Genomic DNA, 17,193 nt, shown 5'->3' with positions numbered 1-17,193 from the left:
TACGCCATCGCCGGCTGCGCCACCGAATTCGCCCGTGCCACCGTCTCCGCAATCAGATCGCCAATCCGGTCAATGGCCGACGGCGGGAAGTCGTGGCCCATGCCGGGAATGATGACCAGCTTGGCGCCGCGAATGTGACGGGCAGAAGCCTTGCCGCCGGCAGGGCGGATCAGCGGGTCGGCACCACCGTGGATCACGGTGGTCGGGCAGCGGATCTGTTTAAGGTGTTTGGTAAGGGCACCAGTGGCCAGGACAGCCAGGAACTGGTTGCGGATGCCGCGCGGGTTGATGCCGCGAGCCCAGCACTCACGATACATGGCTGCCAGTTCGTCGCGGCCCTGAGGCAGAGAACCGGCCAGCTTGCTCATCATTTCCAGGCCGAAGGCCACGAACTGATCTTCGGTTTCCACCTTCACTCTCGGCGCCACCAGGGTCTTGAGGGCCGCCGGCTTGGGCAATGGCAGGTAGGGGCTATTGTTACTGGACATGATAGAGGAGAGCGACAGCACCCGGCTCGGGTGGGTGGCAGCGATCAACTGACTGATCATGCCGCCCATGGAAGCGCCAACAAAATGGGCCCGTTCTATATTGAGGGCATCCAGCAGTCCCATGGTGTCAGCCACCATGTCGTGCAGGGTATAAGCGCTGTCCACGGACAACCCCAGGGTATAGCGCAGCAACGCCACCAGTGGCCCCTGTTTGAAAGGCTTGCGAATGCGGGTGGATTTGCCCACATCCCGGTTGTCGAAACGGATCACCCGATAGCCACGATCCACCAGTGCATCCAGCAACGGTTCCGGCCAGAACACCATCTGCGCCGACAGGCCCATGACAAAGACAATGGGCTCCCCGTTTTCCGGGCCACGACTCTCATAAAAAAGCTCGATACCGTTACTGCTCACCGTGCCTGACTGCATATGTGACCCCTTCATTGTTCTACTGCGAGCTGGTCAACATAGAAAAGCCCCGGGCAAACCACAAGCACACCGGCCACGATTGGCCCGATGGGCGCCTTAAACGGTGATAGCCCGCCACAACATATCGAACAGCACCCCATGCTGATCCGCCATGCGTCCGGGCCGACCGCGCAGCAGGTGCATCTGGGAAATGCGCAGCAGCACCCCGTAGAAAAAATCCAGCAGGATCGGCGTGGCCACCTGGCTATTGAGGATGCCCTGCTCCTGCCCCTCGCACAGAACACTCAGAAACAGCTCGGTAAGGCGCTGCTGGCCCGGCGTGGTATCGCTGCCCCAGCGCCCCGGATACACCGAGTTGATCATCATCCGTCCCATCTGCGGATTGCGATCAAAAAAGTCCAGCACCACCCAGAACACCTTGCTGAGCCGGTCGCGGAAGGTGTCGATGCCGGCCAGGTGATCCAGCATGCGCTCGGCCAGTTGCTCCAGGCCGTGATGCAGGCAGGCACTGAGCAGCGCCTCTTTACTGCCGTAGTAGCGATACAGGGTCTGCAGGCTGCACTGAGCCGCTTTGGCAATTTGCTGCAGGGTCACCTGGTGGAATTCCGAGTCCGCAAACACCTGCACCGCCGCCCATTCGATGCGCTGGCGCACCGCCGGGTCCTGGCGGGATTCGGGAAGCACTGCCGTACCGTTTCTCACACGCTCATTTCCTTGCACTGTAATTCTTATTACACCCCTGTCGGACAGAGCTCATTGCGACGTTGACTCGCTGCCAAGAGGCTTCTAGTCTCGACACACTTTGTCACCATTCAATGTCACATTTCGTGTAATTAAAATTACACCGTGACCGGCAACCCCTGCAAGGAGTCTGGAATGCCTGTTCGCAAAATGAAGCTGGCTGGTCGTAGCGGCCGCGTGGCCGTGGTGGATGGGTTGCGTACCCCGTTCGCCCGTATCGCCACCCACTATAAGGACCTGAACGCCATCGATCTGGGCGCCATGGCCGTAAAAGAACTGATGGCCCGCAATAACCTGGACCAGCGCGACATCGAGCAGCTGGTGTTCGGCATGACCGTAATGATCCCGGAAGCCCCCTTTATCGCCCGGGAGATTGCCCTGGCGCTGGGCATGAACACAGTAGACGCCTACTCCATCACCCGTGCTTGCGCCACCAGCTTCCAGACTGCCGCCAGCGTGGCCGACAACATTGTCGCCGGTTACACCGATGTGGCCATTGCCGGTGGCACCGACTCCACCAGCTGCGCCCGGGTGCCACTGTCCTCCGAGCTGAGCGCAGTGCTGCGTGACGTGAGCTTTGCCAAGAGCATGACCGACCGCATCAAGCTGCTCAGCCAGCTGAAGGCGAAAGACCTGCTGCCCCAGGCGCCGTCCATCACCGAATACTCGGTGGGCGAAACCATGGGCGAAAGCACCGAGAAGATGGTCAAGAAATGGGGCATCAGCCGCCAGGAACAGGACGATCTGGCCCATGCCTCCCACAGCAACGCCGCCCGCGCCTGGGCCGAAGGCCGCCTGGACAAACAGGTGATGACCGCCTTCCTGCCGCCCAAGGCCACCCCGCTGAAGGACGACAACCTGGTGCGCAAGAATTCCGAGCGTGCCGGCTACAGCAAACTGAAACCGGTGTTCGACAAGGTCTCCGGTAGCGTTACCGCCGCCAACAGCAGCCCACTCACCGATGGTGCCGGCGCCCTGCTGATGATGAGCGAGAAGAAAGCCAAGGCGCTGGGCTACGAGCCGCTGGGCTATATCCGCTCCTACGCTTTTGCTGCCCGCAGCCCTCAGGATGATTTGCTGATGGGCCCGGTGCTGGCCGCCCCCATGGCCATGGCTCGTGCCGGACTCGCCCTGAAAGACCTGACCCTGGTGGACATGCACGAGGCCTTCGCCGGCCAGGTGGCCTGTAACCTGAAAGGGCTGGCCGACGATGACTATGTGCGCAGCCAGACCGGCCTCGCTGCCCTGGGTGAGGTAGATCGCAGCATTCTCAACGTGAACGGCGGCTCCATCGCCTACGGCCACCCCTTCGGTGCCACCGGCGCCCGCGTCATCAGCCAGGCCCTGTATGAACTGCAGCGTCGCGGTGGCGGCCTGGCCCTGACCACCGCCTGCGCCGCTGGCGGCATCGGTGCCGCCATGGTGCTGGAAGCGGAATAAACAGCGGAACAAGGAGATTCCCATGAGCAAGACACAACGTGCCTTTACTCTCAAACCGCTGGACAACGGTGTGGCCGTACTGGAAATCAATGTGCCCGGCGATACCCAGAACACCCTGAAAGCGGAGTTCGCCGACGATTTCAACGCGGCCTTTGCCGACATCGAAAAAGCCGCCCCCAAGGCCCTGGTGCTCTACTCCACCAAGGCAGGCTCTTTCATGGCCGGTGCCGATATCAAGCTGTTTGAAAACGCAAAGACCGCCAAGGAAGTGAGCGACCTCTCCATACTGTGCCAGCAGACTTTCCAGAAACTGGAAGACCTGGATATGCCGGTGGTGGCCGCCATCAAGGGCGCCTGCCTGGGTGGCGGCATGGAACTGGCTCTGGCCTGCTCCTACCGCATTGCTGCCAGCAGCAGCGACACCGTACTGGGTCTGCCGGAAGTGATGCTGGGCCTGCTGCCTGCCGGCGGCGGCACCCAGCGCATGCCGCGTCTGGTGGGTATCGCCTCCGCCCTGGACCTGATGCTCACCGGTCGGCAACTGAAAGCCAAGCCGGCGAAAAAAATCGGTCTGGTGGATGAAGTGGTGGAAGCCGTGGCGGTCTACGACCGGGCCGTGGCACGCGCGCTGGAACTGGCGGATGCCAGGGAAGAAAGCGGCGTCAATTTTGCCAGTTACTTCAGCAAGGATGGCATTACCAAAGCGGCGCTGGAACAGAACAGCCTGGGCCGCAAGATGGTCTTCGATCAGGCCCGCAAACAGACCGCGAAAAAGACCCACGGCCTGTACCCGGCACCGCCGGCCATCATCGATGCAGTGGAAGCGGGCTTCGAGGACGGCATCGAACAGGGGTACGCCACTGAAGCGCGGCTGTTTGGCGAGCTGGCCATGTCACCGCAGTCGAAACAGTTGCGCGGCATCTTCCACGCCACCAACACCCTGAAGAAAGAAACCTTTGTGGCCGACGGCGTAAAAGCCCGGAACATGGAAAAAGTCGGCGTCCTCGGTGCCGGCCTGATGGGGGCCGGCATTGCGCTGACCACCATCAACAAGGCCAAGCTGCCGGTGCGGCTGAAAGACCGGGATGACAAAGGCCTAGCCCACGGCGTGAAATACGTCAGCGAGTTCTACAACAAGCGCGTCAAGAAAGGTGCCATGAGCGCCGCCGCTGCCAGCGCCGAGCAGGGTCGAATTTCCTACACCGCCGATTACAGCGGTTTCAAGGGCCTCGACCTGGTGGTGGAAGCGGTGTTCGAGGACCTGGGCCTGAAGCACAAAATGCTCAAGGACGTGGAAGACAACGGCAACAAGCACACGGTGTTTGCTTCCAACACCTCTTCCATTCCCATCACCGACATTGCCAGCGCCGCCGAACGCCCGGAAAACGTGATCGGCCTGCATTACTTTTCCCCGGTGGAAAAAATGCCGCTGCTGGAAATCATCACCACGGACAAGACCGCCCCGGAAGTAACCGCCGGCTGCGTGGCTTTCGGCAAAGCCCAGGGCAAGACCGTGATCGTGGTGAAGGATGGCCCCGGCTTCTACACCACCCGTATTCTTGCGCCCTACCTGAACGAAGCAACCCGACTGCTCACCGAAGGGGTGGATGTGAAAGCCGTGGACAAGGCGCTGGTACGCTTCGGCTTCCCGGTGGGTCCCATCACCCTGCTCGACGAAGTGGGTGTGGATGTGGGTACCAAGGTGGGGCCGGTACTGGAAAAGGCCTTTGGTGACCGCATGGCGTCACCGGATGCCGCCAGCCTGATGATCGAAAACGATTATCTGGGCCGCAAGAGCGGCCGCGGTTTCTATATCTATGAAGGCGTGGCCAAGGGCGAAAAACCGGTGAACACCGCGCTCTATGAGCTGATGAATGTCACCAGCGAGAAAGATGCGGATGACGAGGAAATCGTCAGCCGTTGTGCCTGGCTGATGATCAACGAAGCCGCCTACTGCCTGCAGGACGGCATTATCAGTGATCCCATGCACGGCGATATCGGCGCCATCTTCGGCCTGGGCTTTCCGCCCTTCCGGGGCGGCCCGTTCCGTTATATGGACAGCCTGGGCCTCACCAATTCGGTACGTACCCTGGAGCGCCTGGCCGAACAGTTTGGCGAGCGCTTCACACCGGCTCCGTTATTGATAGAGATGGCCAAAAAGAAACAACGCTTTTACCCGTAAGCGTCCGGCGCCTGTTTTATTCGCGCCCGTAAACGTTCGCCCTGCCCTGCAGGGCCTGACAACCTCAAAGGAACCACAGCATGTTTCAACAAGTGATGAACTGGATGCGGGACAACAAGATTCTCCCGCAGATCTCCGACACCGAACGCCAGGCGCTGGAAGCTGGCGATGTGTGGATTGATGGTCAATTCTTCGGCGGCAAGGTGGACTTTGAAAACATCCTCGCCGAGAACTATGACCAGTTGCCCGCCCACGAACAGGCTTTCCTGGACGGCCCGGTGGAAGAGCTGCTGAAAATGGCCGACGGCTACGAGCTGTCGCGCACCCGCAAGCTGCCGGACGATGTCTTCAAGTTCATGGCAGACAATGGCTTCTTCGCCATGCAGATCGCCAAGGAATACGGCGGCATGCCCATGTCCACCCAGGCCAAGTCCTGCATCATGGCCAAGGTAAGCTCCTACTCCGGCCTGCTCAGCGCCATGGTAGTAATTCCCAACTCCCTGGGCGCCGCGGAACTGCTCGGCCACTACGGCACCGATGAGCAAAAGAACTACTACCTGCCCAAGCTGGCCAAGGGGGAATTCATTCCCTGCTTCGGTCTCACCGAACCCACCGCCGGCTCTGATGCCGCCTCCCTGAAAGCAGAAGGTGTGGTGTTCAAGGACGACGACGGCGAAGTGAAGTTCAAGCTGAATTTCCGCAAGCGCTACATCACCCTGGCACCGGTAGCCAACCTGATTTCCCTGGCGGTTCGCCTGCACGACCCGGAGAACCTGCTGGGCAAAGGTGAAGAGCCCGGCATCACTGTAGTGCTGATCGAAAAAGGCGCACCGGGTACAGAAGGCCTGCACATTGGCGATCACCACCAGCCGATTGGTGAACATTTCCCCAATGGTCCCATCGTCGGTCGTGATGTGATCGTCGCTGCCGACAAGGTTCTCGGTGGCGTGGAATACACCGGCATGGGCTGGAAGATGCTGATGGAAGCCCTGGCCGGCGGCCGTATGGTTTCGCTGCCTGCTACCGGCATCTGCGGTGTACGTCACGGTGCCATGATTTCCGGCGCCTACTCCATGGTGCGCCAGCAGTTCGGCATCCCCATCGGTCGCATGGAAGGCGTGGAGCACAAGATCGGCAAGGCCGCCGGCATGACCTACGCCTTCGACGCTGCCCGCGTGTTCGGCTGCTCCGCCGTGGATCACGGCATTCAGCCGCCGGTAATGTCCGCGGTCATGAAAGCCTACTCCACCGAAATGGGTCGTGAGATCGGCACCGATGCCATGGACGTGACTGCCGGCTACGGCGTTATGCAGGGCCCCAACAACACCATGGGTCGCTTGTACAACTCCGCCCCGGTGAGTGTCACCGTGGAAGGCGCCAACATCATGACCCGCACCCTGATGATTTTTGGTCAAGGTGCTACCCGCTGTCACCCCTACGCCTACAAGGTGGTACAGGCGGTGGAAAACGAGGATGTGGCCAGCTTCCGCAAAAACCTCACCGGCTGGATGGTGCAGTTCCTGCTTGGCATGGTGATGACCCTGGTCCGCGGCGTTACCCGTGGCTGGTTCACCGTGAAGGTGCCCAATGTGGAGCCGAAGACCAAGAGCATCTACCGTCGTCTGGGCTGGGCCGCCACCCGCTTCGGCCTGCTCACCAACCTGGCCATGTTCTTCGTGGGCGGCAAACTGAAAGCCCGCGGCAACCTGACCGGTCGCTATGCGGATGCGGTTGCCTGGTTGTACATCACCACCTCTGCCCTGCGTCGTTTTGAAGCAGAGGGCCGCAAGGCAGAAGACCTGGCACTGGTTCAGTATGCCGGCGAGTACGGCCTGACCCAGATCCAGAAAGCCTTCGAAGGCATTTATGAAAACTTCGGTGGCCCGGTGGGTGTGATCCTGAAAACCGTGGGCCGTATCTGGCTGGGTCTGAACCCGCTGGCCAAACTGCCCGATGACCAGTTGACCCATAAAGCCGCGCTGACACTGCAAAGCTACGGCGAGCAGTACAAGCGTCTGGTGGGCGGCAACTACATGCCGGAGGAAAGCGACCAGGGCCTGGGACGTCTGCTCAAGGCCTTCCGCTTGACCACCGAAGCCGAGCCGGTTCGCAACAAGATCCGCGCTGCCCAGAAAGCCCGCAAACTGGGGCGTGGCAAGGTGGATGAAATCGCCGCCGAGGCTGCCCAGCAAGGTGTGATCAGCGATGCGGAACTGGCACTGCTGAATGAGGCTACCGCAGCCTGCATGCTGGCCATCGAGGTGGACGTGTTCACCAAGGACGAGTACTACGGCGCCGGCGGCATCCCCGCCATGAGCGCCACCGGTGACGGTGGTGTGGAACAGCCGCCGGAGTATGAGCTGGCCAAGGCGGTCGGCGAATAACTCCCCTGACACCGAACGCCCTTCCGGGCGTTCGGTTTTCTTTTTTCAGTTTCCATTCCTTTGTTCTGTGATATCGCAGTGCAAAGGAATTGATACTCTGCCTCTGCGACAGGATCCCCCCATGAATCCATTGCTCGACGGCCTGAAGGTCCTTGACCTGTCCCGGCTGCTGCCCGGCCCTTTCTGTTCCCTCTCTCTGGCACAACTTGGCGCCGAAGTGATCAAGATTGAGGAACCGGATGGCGGCGACTATGCCCGTGAACTGTCCCCGGAATTGTTCGATATCGTCAACCGGGGCAAACAGTCCCTGACCCTGGATCTTCGCCAGCCCGGCGATGTGGAACGGTTCAAGGCACTGGTGAAAGACGCTGATGTGGTCCTGGAATCCTTTCGCCCTGGCGTCATGGACAAATTGGGCTGTGGCTATGACACCCTGAAAGCCATCAACCCGGCGCTGGTCTATGCCTCACTCACCGGCTACGGCCAGACCGGCCCTTACGCAGACCGCCCCGGCCATGACCTGAATTACCTGGGCTATGCCGGCGTGCTGGACCAGACCGGCCTGGCCGGCAAGCGCCCGGCCATGTCCAACGTGCAGATCGCCGACTTGGCCGGCGGCGCCCAGAACTGCGCCATCGGCATTCTTGCGGCGGTGATGGGCGCCCGTCAGAGTGGCGAAGGCTGCTGGGTAGATGTGGCTATGCTGGACGGTGCCCTGGCGCTGCAGAGCATGGCCCTTGCCACCCATCACCAGCACGGCAACAGCCAGCCCCGTGGCAAGGACATGCTCACTGGCGCCCTGGCCAACTACAACGTCTACCGCTGTCGCGACGGCAGGTACCTGGCGGTGGGCTCCCTGGAACCGAAGTTCTTCATGGCATTCCTCAAGGAAATTACGCCAGCCTTTCTTTGGAAGAAGAAAAAGAAAAAAACCGGCAACTCTTCCAGCTCAACCGCCGACAAACCCAAGCCCGCCGGTAGCGGCAACGATGCCCTGACCAAGCTGGCCGCCGACCCGAAAAAACTGCGGCGCCTGATGGTACCGGTGCGCTGGGCCATCCAACTGATCCTGCTGACCCGCACCCGCGATCAATGGGACGCCCGGCTGGCCCACAAGGATACCTGCGTCTCCGGCATCCTCACGCTGGAGGAGGCCCTGGCCAATGAACAGGTACAAGCAAGAGGTCTGGTAACCGACAGCCAGAAAGGACCGGTGCTGCGCTCCCCCATCCGTTTTGTGGGCGCACAGACCCGCGACGGTGACAGCCCATCACTTGGCGAGCACAACCCTTTGTTTGCTGACCAGGATAAGCGCCGGGCCTGAAGCCGGCGCTTTCTGACCCGATCAACCCTGCTACTGCCAGGCCGCAAGTCATACAGTAGTGAATAAAAGAACAATCAATACGGAAGACACATGAGCATTCAGGCAAAAATTATCAAGGCGGTAACCCGCCGCACGATCAAACGTCACGGCCTCAACGAACAGCAACTGGTTCGTCACCTGCGCAAGGTGTTCAATGACACACCGGTTCTCACCCTGCTGCCCCGGAAGGTGACACTCAACCAGATCCGCGAACCACAGTTCGAAGGCGACCACCTGAGTGTCAGCAACCCATCCACCACGGTGCTGTATCTGCACGGCGGCGCCTATATTGGCGGGGTCACAAAGACCTATCACAACCTGGCCGGGCGCCTGGCAAAACAGCTACATGGCGAAGTCTATCTGCCCCTTTATCCATTCGCGCCCGAGCACCCTTTTCCGTCAGCCGTGAACCGGGTGATGGAAGCCTACGAATACCTGTTGGCCAAGGGCAAGAATCCCAGTGATATCGTGATTGCTGGCGACTCCGCCGGCGGCGGCCTGACCCTGGCCACCCTGCTGCATATTCGCGACAAGGGCCTCCCCCAACCGCGCTGCGCGGTGCTGTTTTCGCCGGCCAGCAATGCCTTCCCGGATGACAAGGTGCTGGCCGCTCTGGATGCCAGTGACGCCATGCTGTCGGCGGACATTATCCGCACCGTGATTGATATCTATCTACCCAATCTGGAAGACCGCAAGCATCCCTACGCGTCGCCCTGCCTGGGTGACTACAGTGGCGTGTGTCCACTACTGATTACCGCCAGTACCGACGAAGTGCTTTACCCGGATGGCAAACAAGTCCGCAAGGCAGCAGAAAAGGCCGGTGTGCGGGTGAAATGGATTGAGCGCTCCGGCCTGTTCCATGTCTGGCCGATCATGGTTCCCTTCCTGCCGGAGGCTAATCAGGACCTGAAACGCGTGGTCGAGTTTATCCGCACCGCCTGACTGTTTTGGTCATTGCCGCCACTGCACCACTGGCGTTTACTGATTTTTTTAATGACAGGGAGGCGGCATGACCGAACTGCCCCGTATTCATCAGGACGATTATTGTGACGAGGATCTGCCACGACTGAGCCAGCCCTGGTGGCAGACTCTACCGGGCAACTTCCATGCGCTGCCGGATCATTTTCTCGCAGATAATGATACCCGCTGGCGAATCGACTACACCGCCAGCATCGACACCCTGGCGCGTACCGGACTGGCCAGTATGGCCGGCGCTGCGGCCCTGCCCGCCACACTGAATATCTCCCGGCAAAAGGAAGAACGTGCGCTGGTGGATTTTTACCGCCCTTTTCTCCAGGAAGATAATCCCAATACGTTCTTTGCCCGGCCTACACAGACGGCAAACATTGAACGTATTCCGGTGGCCCCCTATCACTTTCAACCGGAGGATGGCGACGCCCATACCCTGCGTTTTCGTTCGCCCTTCGAGCCCAGGAACCCGGCCCTACGTGACCGTTACCTGAGCCATCGCCGCAACCGCACCGCCTGGGCCCAGCACTGGCGGCACCACGGCGAACCGCGCCCGACGCTGATCATGATCCACGGCTTTGTCGCCGACCCCTACTGGCTCAACACCCGCTGGCTGGCGCTGCCCTGGTTTTACAAGCAGGGCTTTGATGTCTTGCTCTACACCCTGCCGTTTCACGGACGCCGCAAGGGCCGCCTTGCCCCGTTCAGTGGCGCACAGTTTTTCAGTCAGGGGATGGCCCTGCTCAACGAAACCTTTGCACACGCCATCCATGACCTGCGTCTGTTCATGGATTATTTGCGCGCCCAGGGCACGCCGGCCATGGGCGCCACCGGCATTTCCCTGGGCGGTTACACCACCGGATTACTGGCGGCGCTGGAAGATGATCTGGCCTTCGCTATTCCCAATGTGCCGCTGGTCAGCATCATGGATCTGATGCAGAGCTGGTTCCCGATCAATCTGCAAGTGAGCCTGCTGAAGAAGGTCTACGGCACCGACCTGCAGGGCCTGCGGGAAATCACCGCACTGCATTCACCACTGACGTGGCCGTGCAAGGTACCGCAAGCCGGCCGCATGATTATCGGCGGAGCCGGCGACCGCTTCGCGCCACCCAAGCATAGCCATCTGCTGCACCAGCACTGGGGAAATTGCGATCTGCACTGGTTCCCGGGGAATCATCTGCTGCATCTGGATCAGGGGCTGTATCTGAAAGCCATGCGCGATTTCATGAAGGCGGCGCTGGGGGAGAAGTCGGTGGCGGCGAGAGGCTGAATTCTAGCTTCTAGCTTGTAGCTACGCTTTGTCGGTCTTGAACAAGGCCGCCGTGCCTGCACCGCAGGAGACCACGGTTTTCATCATGCTCTCCACGCCGATCTCCGGGTGTAACTCCACCAGATCCTGGTCCACGTGATAGATAAAACCGCTGGTGGGATTGGGGCCCGTGGGCACGAAGATGGTGACATGGCCGTCCGCATGGCGGGAGGTGACCAGTGCAGTGACTGACACATCCGTGTCTCTGCCATACAGCCACACCCGTGCTACCTCACCACGACTGAACGGGCTGTCGCTGTTGCTGCCCATCAGTTGGCCGATCACTTCCTTGACCGTCTTGTAGCCCGGCAGCCGGGTCATTACGTTTTCTTCCCACTGATGCCACAGCCAACTGCCCACCCTTGTGGCCACCAGGGTACCCACCAGAAAGCACAGCACCAGAACCGCCAGCACCGACAACCAGTCGGCCACGAATTTGGGCAGGTCAAAGGCGCGGATAAATACCGTGGTAAACGGCGCGATCATTTCCGTCACCGTCTGGTAAATCCAGCGGAAGAAAAACACGATGATGGAAATGGGCAACAGAATGGTGAGTCCACCCAGCAGGGACTTGCGGATAAAGAACCAGATACGGCGGTTGGCGCTCATGGGCTATAAGCCTTTGGTTATCGTGTTGTGACCAGATTGATAAGACAGCGCCGTTGCGCAGGGGTTCGTTTGTCCATGACAGAGCTGGCTCAACGCCTTTCACCTCGCTCATACCAGATACGGCTGATGAACAGACACCGCTCCCCGGCAGGGGTATCGACCACCACCTCATCGTCTATCTGTTTCTTCAGCAAGGCCCGTGCCAATGGCGCATCGATGCTGATGTAGTGCCGCTTTGCATCTGTTTCGTCCGGCCCCACCAATCGGTAGGTTTCAATATCGCCGTCCTCGTTTTCCAGCTCCACCCAGGCCCCGAAAAACACCTTGCTCTGGTCTTCCGGCAAGCGATCCACCACGGTCATGTCATCCAGGCGTTTGCTGAGAAAACGTACCCGCCTGTCAATCTCGCGGAGCTGTTTCTTGCCATAGATGTATTCGGCATTCTCGGACCGGTCCCCCTGGGCGGCGGCTTCCTGCACCGCCTGGGTCACCGCCGGGCGCTTTTCCTTCCACAGGTATTGCAGCTCATCGTTGAGCTTCTTGTAACCTTCAGCGGTAATGTACTTGGAAGCAGGAATGCCTTTTGGTCGCCAGCGGCCCATGATGGTTACACCTCGAAGATACGATCAATCTCGCGCAATCCTTTGAACTCCAGCGTATTACCAGTGGGGTCCTGCACAAAAAACGTGCCCTGCTCGGCGGGCTGCCCGACAAAACGTTCGCGTGGCTTGAGCAGGAACGGCCAGTTATTGTCGTAAATCCGCTCCACCAGGGTTTCCCAGCTGGCGAAATCCAGAACCACGCCAAAGTGCGGCATGGGTACCGGATGGCCATCCACCTCACTGTAGCCCTGGATTGGAGTCAGATCCTCACCTTTGTGCAGGGAAAGTTGGTGGCCATGCAGATCAATATCCACCCAATTAGGGGCATCCCGACCCCGGCGGCCACCCAACACACGGCAGTAAAAGTCTGCCGCTTCTTCCAGGTCATTCACCATAAAGGCCAGATGAAAGGCCGGCTGTTTTTCCATCGTCTACCGCTCTTGCTAAACTCTCGTCATTCCGCCCGATACGGGATACTGCTATACCTGGCTCGGGCGCCCCATGTTACTAGAGGACTCCACCCCATGTCTGTCACCCGCGCCCCCTGGCCCGCCACCCGTCTGCGCCGCATGCGCCGCGACGATTTCTCCCGCCGGCTGATGCGCGAAAACACCCTCACCGTGGACGATCTGATTTACCCGGTGTTTGTGCTTGAAGGGAAAAACCAGACCGAAACCGTCGCCTCCATGCCCGGCGTGGAACGCATGAGCGTGGACCTTCTGGTCAAGGAAGCCGAGGAACTGGCCAGGCTGGGCGTCCCGGCCATGGCACTGTTCCCGGTCACACCGGCCGAGGTAAAGACCCTGGACGGCAAGGAAGCCTGGAACCCGGACGGTCTGGCCCAGCGGGCGGTACGCGCCATCAAGGCAGCGGTACCGGAAATGGGTGTGATCACCGATGGCGCCCTGGACCCGTTCACCACCCATGGGCAAGACGGCATCATCGACGACAATGGCTACGTGCTCAACGATGACACCGTGGAAGCCCTGGTCAAACAGGCCCTGTCCCAGGCGGAAGCGGGCGCCGACGTGATAGCGCCCTCGGACATGATGGACGGCCGCATCGGCGCCATCCGCGACGCACTGGAAGCCAACGGGCACATCCACACCCGCATCATGGCCTACTCAGCCAAGTACGCCAGCGCCTACTACGGGCCTTTCCGTGACGCGGTAGGTTCCGCCGGCAACCTGGGCAAGGCAGACAAGACCACCTACCAGATGGACCCGGCCAACAGCGACGAGGCCCTGCACGAAATCGCCCTGGACCTGGCCGAAGGCGCCGACATGGTAATGGTAAAACCGGGCATGCCCTACCTGGACGTGGTGCGCCGAGTGAAAGACGAATTCAAGGTGCCGGTGTACGCCTATCAAGTGAGCGGTGAATACGCCATGCACATGGCCGCCTTCCAGAACGGCTGGCTGGATCAGGACAAGGTAATGATGGAATCCCTTCTGGCCTTCAAACGCGCCGGTGCCGATGGCATTCTCACCTACTTCGCCAAGGCGGCAGCACAGAAACTGGCCGCACAGTAGACTGGAGTGACACGGGGTAAGGTGTCGGCACAGCCAAGCCGGCTGTTTGCTCGACGTTGAACCTTTCCAGGCAAACATGACCACAAGGAGAGCACCATGCATGGACGCATTCGCCTGCTCGTTCTCGGCATCATGCCCGCCCTGTTTCTGCTTACGGGCTGTGACAACCGGCAATGGCTGAATGATGAAGAAGAGTTCCTGAGCAAAGCCGCCAGCGAACAACTCAACACCCAGAACCACTATCTTCTCGAAGACCACGACATCGACTACCGGCTAGTGATCCAGGCCGCTGAGGGGGACATCAATCAGCGTGCTCGCCGTCACTTTCAGGACAGCGGCGCAGGGCAACGCAGCCAGACGGGCCGCGGCTTGCTGCTATTGCTCGACCCCCAGCAGAATGAAGTCCGCCTGGAAGTCTCCACGGCCCTGGAAGGCGTTTATACCGACGCCTTTGTCTCCTATCTTGAACGCCAGCAGATGGTGCCCTTCTTTCGCCACAACCGGGTCGCCGATGGTATTGCCGCCACCACGGAACTGATCATTGAACGGGCTCGCCAAGCGAAAGCCAAGCAGGCGTTTCAGACCCCGACACAGTCAGCCTTCAGCGCTGGCGGTGGCGCCAGCGTCCCGGCGCAGATCGGCGAAGCGGCGCCAAAAACGGCAGGCGGACACGATAACGTTTCCACTGCGACCACACCGGAACAGGCGGTACAGCACTACCTGGCAGCCATGGCTGCCCACAACGACCGGCCAGACCTGTCCATTTACACTAACAACACCCGCGATATGCTGGCCGACTGGGTCATCGCACCAGCACAGATGGACAATCTTGCCAGCAGCTACCAGCAATGTGGCCCGGCGCAGACCCTGCTCGGCCCCAGCCGCCGCGGCCCGCTGGCCGTCATCCGTTATCCCATCGAGCAACGGCAATGTGCCCCCTGGTTATTGCGCATCGAGGAGCAGCAATGGCGTCTGGATCTGGCATCCCAACAGAGCTTGATCCGGTTTGGGCGCAACAACCAATGGTACCTGGACCACAAGCACCGTAACCCCTGGTTCTTCGGGTTTATGGACTGGCAATTTGATCGCAACGGGTTCCCACTCCGAACAATCCAGCATCGCTGGGCATTGTCAGTCACCAGTCGGGGCGATAACACCTTTGTACGCTGGGTGGGAGAAGGCGCCGCCGCTGATCGGCTGGGACTGCGTTACGAAGACCAGTTACTGAGCTGGAACGACACCCCGGTGACCGACCATCGCCAGGTAGCTCAACTGATGGATACCAGCGATCCCGGCGCCAGCATCAGGATTACCATTCTTCGCGATGGCCAGACTCTGGAGCTCATTGGCCAGGCACCACCGTAATCACCATATCGCCGCACTGGACAACAGGGCTCACCGCGCCCCTATAATGCATATACACCAATAAATTAGCGGAGCGCACCGATGGGCCAAGACAAGACCGATACGCTCGCCCCCCTGGAAGTGGGCCGCCATTGCGCCGCCCTGCATTCCCGGGTGCTGTCACGCCTGGTCACCCGCCTCTACAACAACAAGCTGGCGGACACCGGCCTTCGCATTACCCAGTTTTCCATCCTCAATGCCATCAAGGCCCAGCCGCCGGAATCTATCTTCCAGTTATCCGAATGGCTGGGCATGGAGCGAACCTCCCTGCAGCGCACCGTGGACAAACTGATCGAGAAAGGCCTGGTGGAATCCGAACCCACCGGCAACAAGCGCTCATTGGGGCTGTCGCTCACTACCGAGGGCGAGGCTCTCTACCAGCGGGCGCTGATACACTGGCAGGAAGCTCAGGATGTCTTCGAGTCACTGGTGGGCAAAGAAGAGTGGGACAACATGGCCAGCCAACTTCACCGCTTCAGTTCCCGGGTCAAGCAAGAGCTTTAACCGGCGCCTGCGAAACCGTTGGCGGATTCGCAAACGCCGTAACGGTATCGATCACCACCGTATCCCTGAGCACTCTCCGGTGGCCCAGCCCTTGCGTTTGATACAGGGTCGCGCCGGGAATGGCCTGTTGCAGACGAAGGCCTTCTACAAAAGGAATTTCCCGGTCCCCGGTGTCATGGATCAGCAATACCGGGCCACGTATCTGCCCACCCAACCGGGCGATATTCAGCGCATCAAAACCGATCCCCACCCGGGCCGCCATCTTTTGCAGAAGCTGAAGACGGGCCCGCTCCCCCAGATGTAGAAACGCAGCGAAATTATTGACCAGGCCGCGAAATTCCGCCGGCCCGGCAATCAGCACCAGCCGTTCAAGACGGGGATCCTGCGCAGCCACATGCGCCAGCGCCCCAGCCCCCATGGAGTGCCCCAGCGCAACGGACACCGGGCCGCCGATAAAGTCCAGCGCCAGACGAATCGACGCAATAAAATCCCCCACATGGGCCGGCCCATCTGCCTGTGGACCATGCCCCGGCAGAATCAGGGCGTAGCGGGTGTAACGGTGGGCGTCCACCGCGTTGATGAAAGGCGACATCTGTGTGGCCCGGCCAGACCAACCATGCACAAACAGCGCGGCCTCCTCACCGCCTTGCCAGATCGCCAATTGCGCCCGGTCACCCAGCGAGACGGTCAGATCCGGCTCTGATCCCCGGAACGACAATGGACCTCTGGTCACCCGGGGCGTGGTTAACAGGTGCAGCGCCGTATCGCTGGCCCTGCCCGGCAGCAGCCGACTGTATCCCGCCATCAAGGCTTGAAACACGGATAGCAACATAACCCTTCTCCTTAGTGTGTATGCACTATAAAGGAAGAAAAAAATGGCGGTTGCGCCATTTGCTTCATTTGATGTATTTACACTTTATATTGCTTTATCCACCCGCGCAAGCCGGCACGATGTCGACGGTGGCCCCGGGAGCCGGTAAGCCAGGCAGAAACAGCCAATGGTTTTTATGGGGAAATGGTTAGAATTTCACCGTTTTCTGCTGACGTTGCTGGGTCCATGACCCAAGGAGAACCGTAATGCGTACGCTGATACTGATCGCCACCCTGAGCCTGTCCAGCCTTGCCGCTGCGGAAGGCCGCGCCCCTACCGAGCAGGAGATGCAGGAACTGGACATTATCCAGCAATCCTGGATTTTCCAGGGCTGAAATTCATAAAGCCACCTGCTGGCGGCTTTAT

General features: G+C 60.1%; 16 protein-coding genes. 10 read left to right on the top strand and 6 right to left on the bottom strand.

Features of this window, described 5'->3' with window-relative positions:
- Together HUJ17_RS06240 and HUJ17_RS06235 are read right to left on the bottom strand one after the other, a co-directional pair.
- Positions 1 to 917, bottom strand: a 917-nt coding sequence (locus tag HUJ17_RS06240; protein ID WP_290509877.1) for an alpha/beta hydrolase, incomplete at its 3' end; no start/stop codon positions are given.
- A 96-nt stretch (positions 918 to 1,013) separates the two neighbouring features.
- A complete protein-coding gene (locus HUJ17_RS06235) occupies positions 1,014 to 1,619 on the bottom strand; it encodes a TetR/AcrR family transcriptional regulator (RefSeq protein ID WP_290509876.1) in 606 nt (201 codons plus the stop codon).
- Positions 1,620 to 1,793: 174 nt separating this feature from the next.
- Between HUJ17_RS06235 and fadI the strand changes: the two genes are divergently transcribed.
- From fadI to HUJ17_RS06205, 6 genes are all read left to right on the top strand, one after another.
- The gene (gene fadI / locus HUJ17_RS06230; RefSeq protein WP_290509875.1) at positions 1,794 to 3,098 is read left to right on the top strand and encodes an acetyl-CoA C-acyltransferase FadI; all 1,305 of its coding nucleotides are present in this window, start codon (positions 1,794 to 1,796) and stop codon (positions 3,096 to 3,098) included.
- 22 nt (positions 3,099 to 3,120) lie between these two features.
- Positions 3,121 to 5,280 (top strand): fatty acid oxidation complex subunit alpha FadJ, encoded by a 2,160-nt coding sequence (gene fadJ, locus HUJ17_RS06225; protein ID WP_290509874.1) that lies wholly within the window; start codon positions 3,121 to 3,123, stop codon positions 5,278 to 5,280.
- Positions 5,281 to 5,360: 80 nt separating this feature from the next.
- On the top strand, positions 5,361 to 7,664 hold the full coding sequence (locus tag HUJ17_RS06220) for an acyl-CoA dehydrogenase (RefSeq protein ID WP_290509873.1): 2,304 nt from the start codon (positions 5,361 to 5,363) through the stop codon (positions 7,662 to 7,664).
- A gap of 121 nt (positions 7,665 to 7,785) precedes the next feature.
- Complete coding sequence (locus HUJ17_RS06215) at positions 7,786 to 8,988, top strand: CaiB/BaiF CoA-transferase family protein (RefSeq protein WP_290509872.1); 1,203 nt, start codon at positions 7,786 to 7,788, stop codon at positions 8,986 to 8,988.
- Positions 8,989 to 9,078: 90 nt separating this feature from the next.
- Positions 9,079 to 9,969: an alpha/beta hydrolase gene (locus HUJ17_RS06210; protein ID WP_290509871.1), complete on the top strand. Its 891-nt coding sequence runs from the start codon at positions 9,079 to 9,081 to the stop codon at positions 9,967 to 9,969.
- A 67-nt stretch (positions 9,970 to 10,036) separates the two neighbouring features.
- Positions 10,037 to 11,266: an alpha/beta hydrolase gene (locus HUJ17_RS06205; protein WP_290509870.1), complete on the top strand. Its 1,230-nt coding sequence runs from the start codon at positions 10,037 to 10,039 to the stop codon at positions 11,264 to 11,266.
- A 21-nt stretch (positions 11,267 to 11,287) separates the two neighbouring features.
- On the opposite strand, the gene HUJ17_RS06200 is transcribed toward HUJ17_RS06205, so the two are convergent.
- The 3 genes from HUJ17_RS06200 to HUJ17_RS06190 all read right to left on the bottom strand — a co-directional run bounded on the left by HUJ17_RS06200 (position 11,288) and on the right by HUJ17_RS06190 (position 12,944).
- The gene (locus tag HUJ17_RS06200) at positions 11,288 to 11,914 is read right to left on the bottom strand and encodes a DUF502 domain-containing protein (RefSeq protein ID WP_290509869.1); all 627 of its coding nucleotides are present in this window, start codon (positions 11,912 to 11,914) and stop codon (positions 11,288 to 11,290) included.
- Between the two features lie 89 nt (positions 11,915 to 12,003).
- Positions 12,004 to 12,516 carry a transcription elongation factor GreB gene (gene greB / locus HUJ17_RS06195; RefSeq protein WP_290509868.1) on the bottom strand — a complete coding sequence of 171 codons (513 nt, stop codon included), beginning with the start codon at positions 12,514 to 12,516 and terminating at the stop codon, positions 12,004 to 12,006.
- Positions 12,517 to 12,521: 5 nt separating this feature from the next.
- Positions 12,522 to 12,944, bottom strand: a complete 423-nt coding sequence (locus HUJ17_RS06190) for a VOC family protein (RefSeq protein WP_290509867.1) — start codon at positions 12,942 to 12,944, stop codon at positions 12,522 to 12,524.
- A 96-nt stretch (positions 12,945 to 13,040) separates the two neighbouring features.
- Between HUJ17_RS06190 and hemB the strand changes: the two genes are divergently transcribed.
- The 3 genes from hemB to HUJ17_RS06175 all read left to right on the top strand — a co-directional run bounded on the left by hemB (position 13,041) and on the right by HUJ17_RS06175 (position 15,956).
- Positions 13,041 to 14,048 (top strand): porphobilinogen synthase, encoded by a 1,008-nt coding sequence (gene hemB, locus HUJ17_RS06185; protein WP_290509866.1) that lies wholly within the window; start codon positions 13,041 to 13,043, stop codon positions 14,046 to 14,048.
- 96 nt (positions 14,049 to 14,144) lie between these two features.
- Positions 14,145 to 15,413 (top strand): TPM domain-containing protein, encoded by a 1,269-nt coding sequence (locus HUJ17_RS06180; protein ID WP_290509865.1) that lies wholly within the window; start codon positions 14,145 to 14,147, stop codon positions 15,411 to 15,413.
- Between the two features lie 81 nt (positions 15,414 to 15,494).
- Positions 15,495 to 15,956 carry a MarR family winged helix-turn-helix transcriptional regulator gene (locus HUJ17_RS06175; protein WP_290509864.1) on the top strand — a complete coding sequence of 154 codons (462 nt, stop codon included), beginning with the start codon at positions 15,495 to 15,497 and terminating at the stop codon, positions 15,954 to 15,956.
- Here the strand turns inward: HUJ17_RS06175 and HUJ17_RS06170 are convergent.
- Positions 15,940 to 16,788, bottom strand: coding sequence for an alpha/beta fold hydrolase (locus HUJ17_RS06170; RefSeq protein ID WP_290509863.1), 849 nt, complete (start codon positions 16,786 to 16,788; stop codon positions 15,940 to 15,942). The two genes, HUJ17_RS06175 and HUJ17_RS06170, sit on opposite strands and share 17 nt — an antisense overlap.
- Positions 16,789 to 17,033: 245 nt before the next feature.
- On the opposite strand from HUJ17_RS06170, the gene HUJ17_RS06165 reads away from it, so the two are divergent.
- Positions 17,034 to 17,162, top strand: a complete 129-nt coding sequence (locus tag HUJ17_RS06165; RefSeq protein ID WP_269530045.1) for a hypothetical protein — start codon at positions 17,034 to 17,036, stop codon at positions 17,160 to 17,162.
- Positions 17,163 to 17,193 lie beyond the last annotated feature (31 nt).

Source organism: Alcanivorax sp. (assembly GCF_014762765.1).
Classification (GTDB): Bacteria; Pseudomonadota; Gammaproteobacteria; order Pseudomonadales; family Alcanivoracaceae; genus Alcanivorax.
This window is presented reverse-complemented; position numbering and strand designations above follow the sequence as displayed.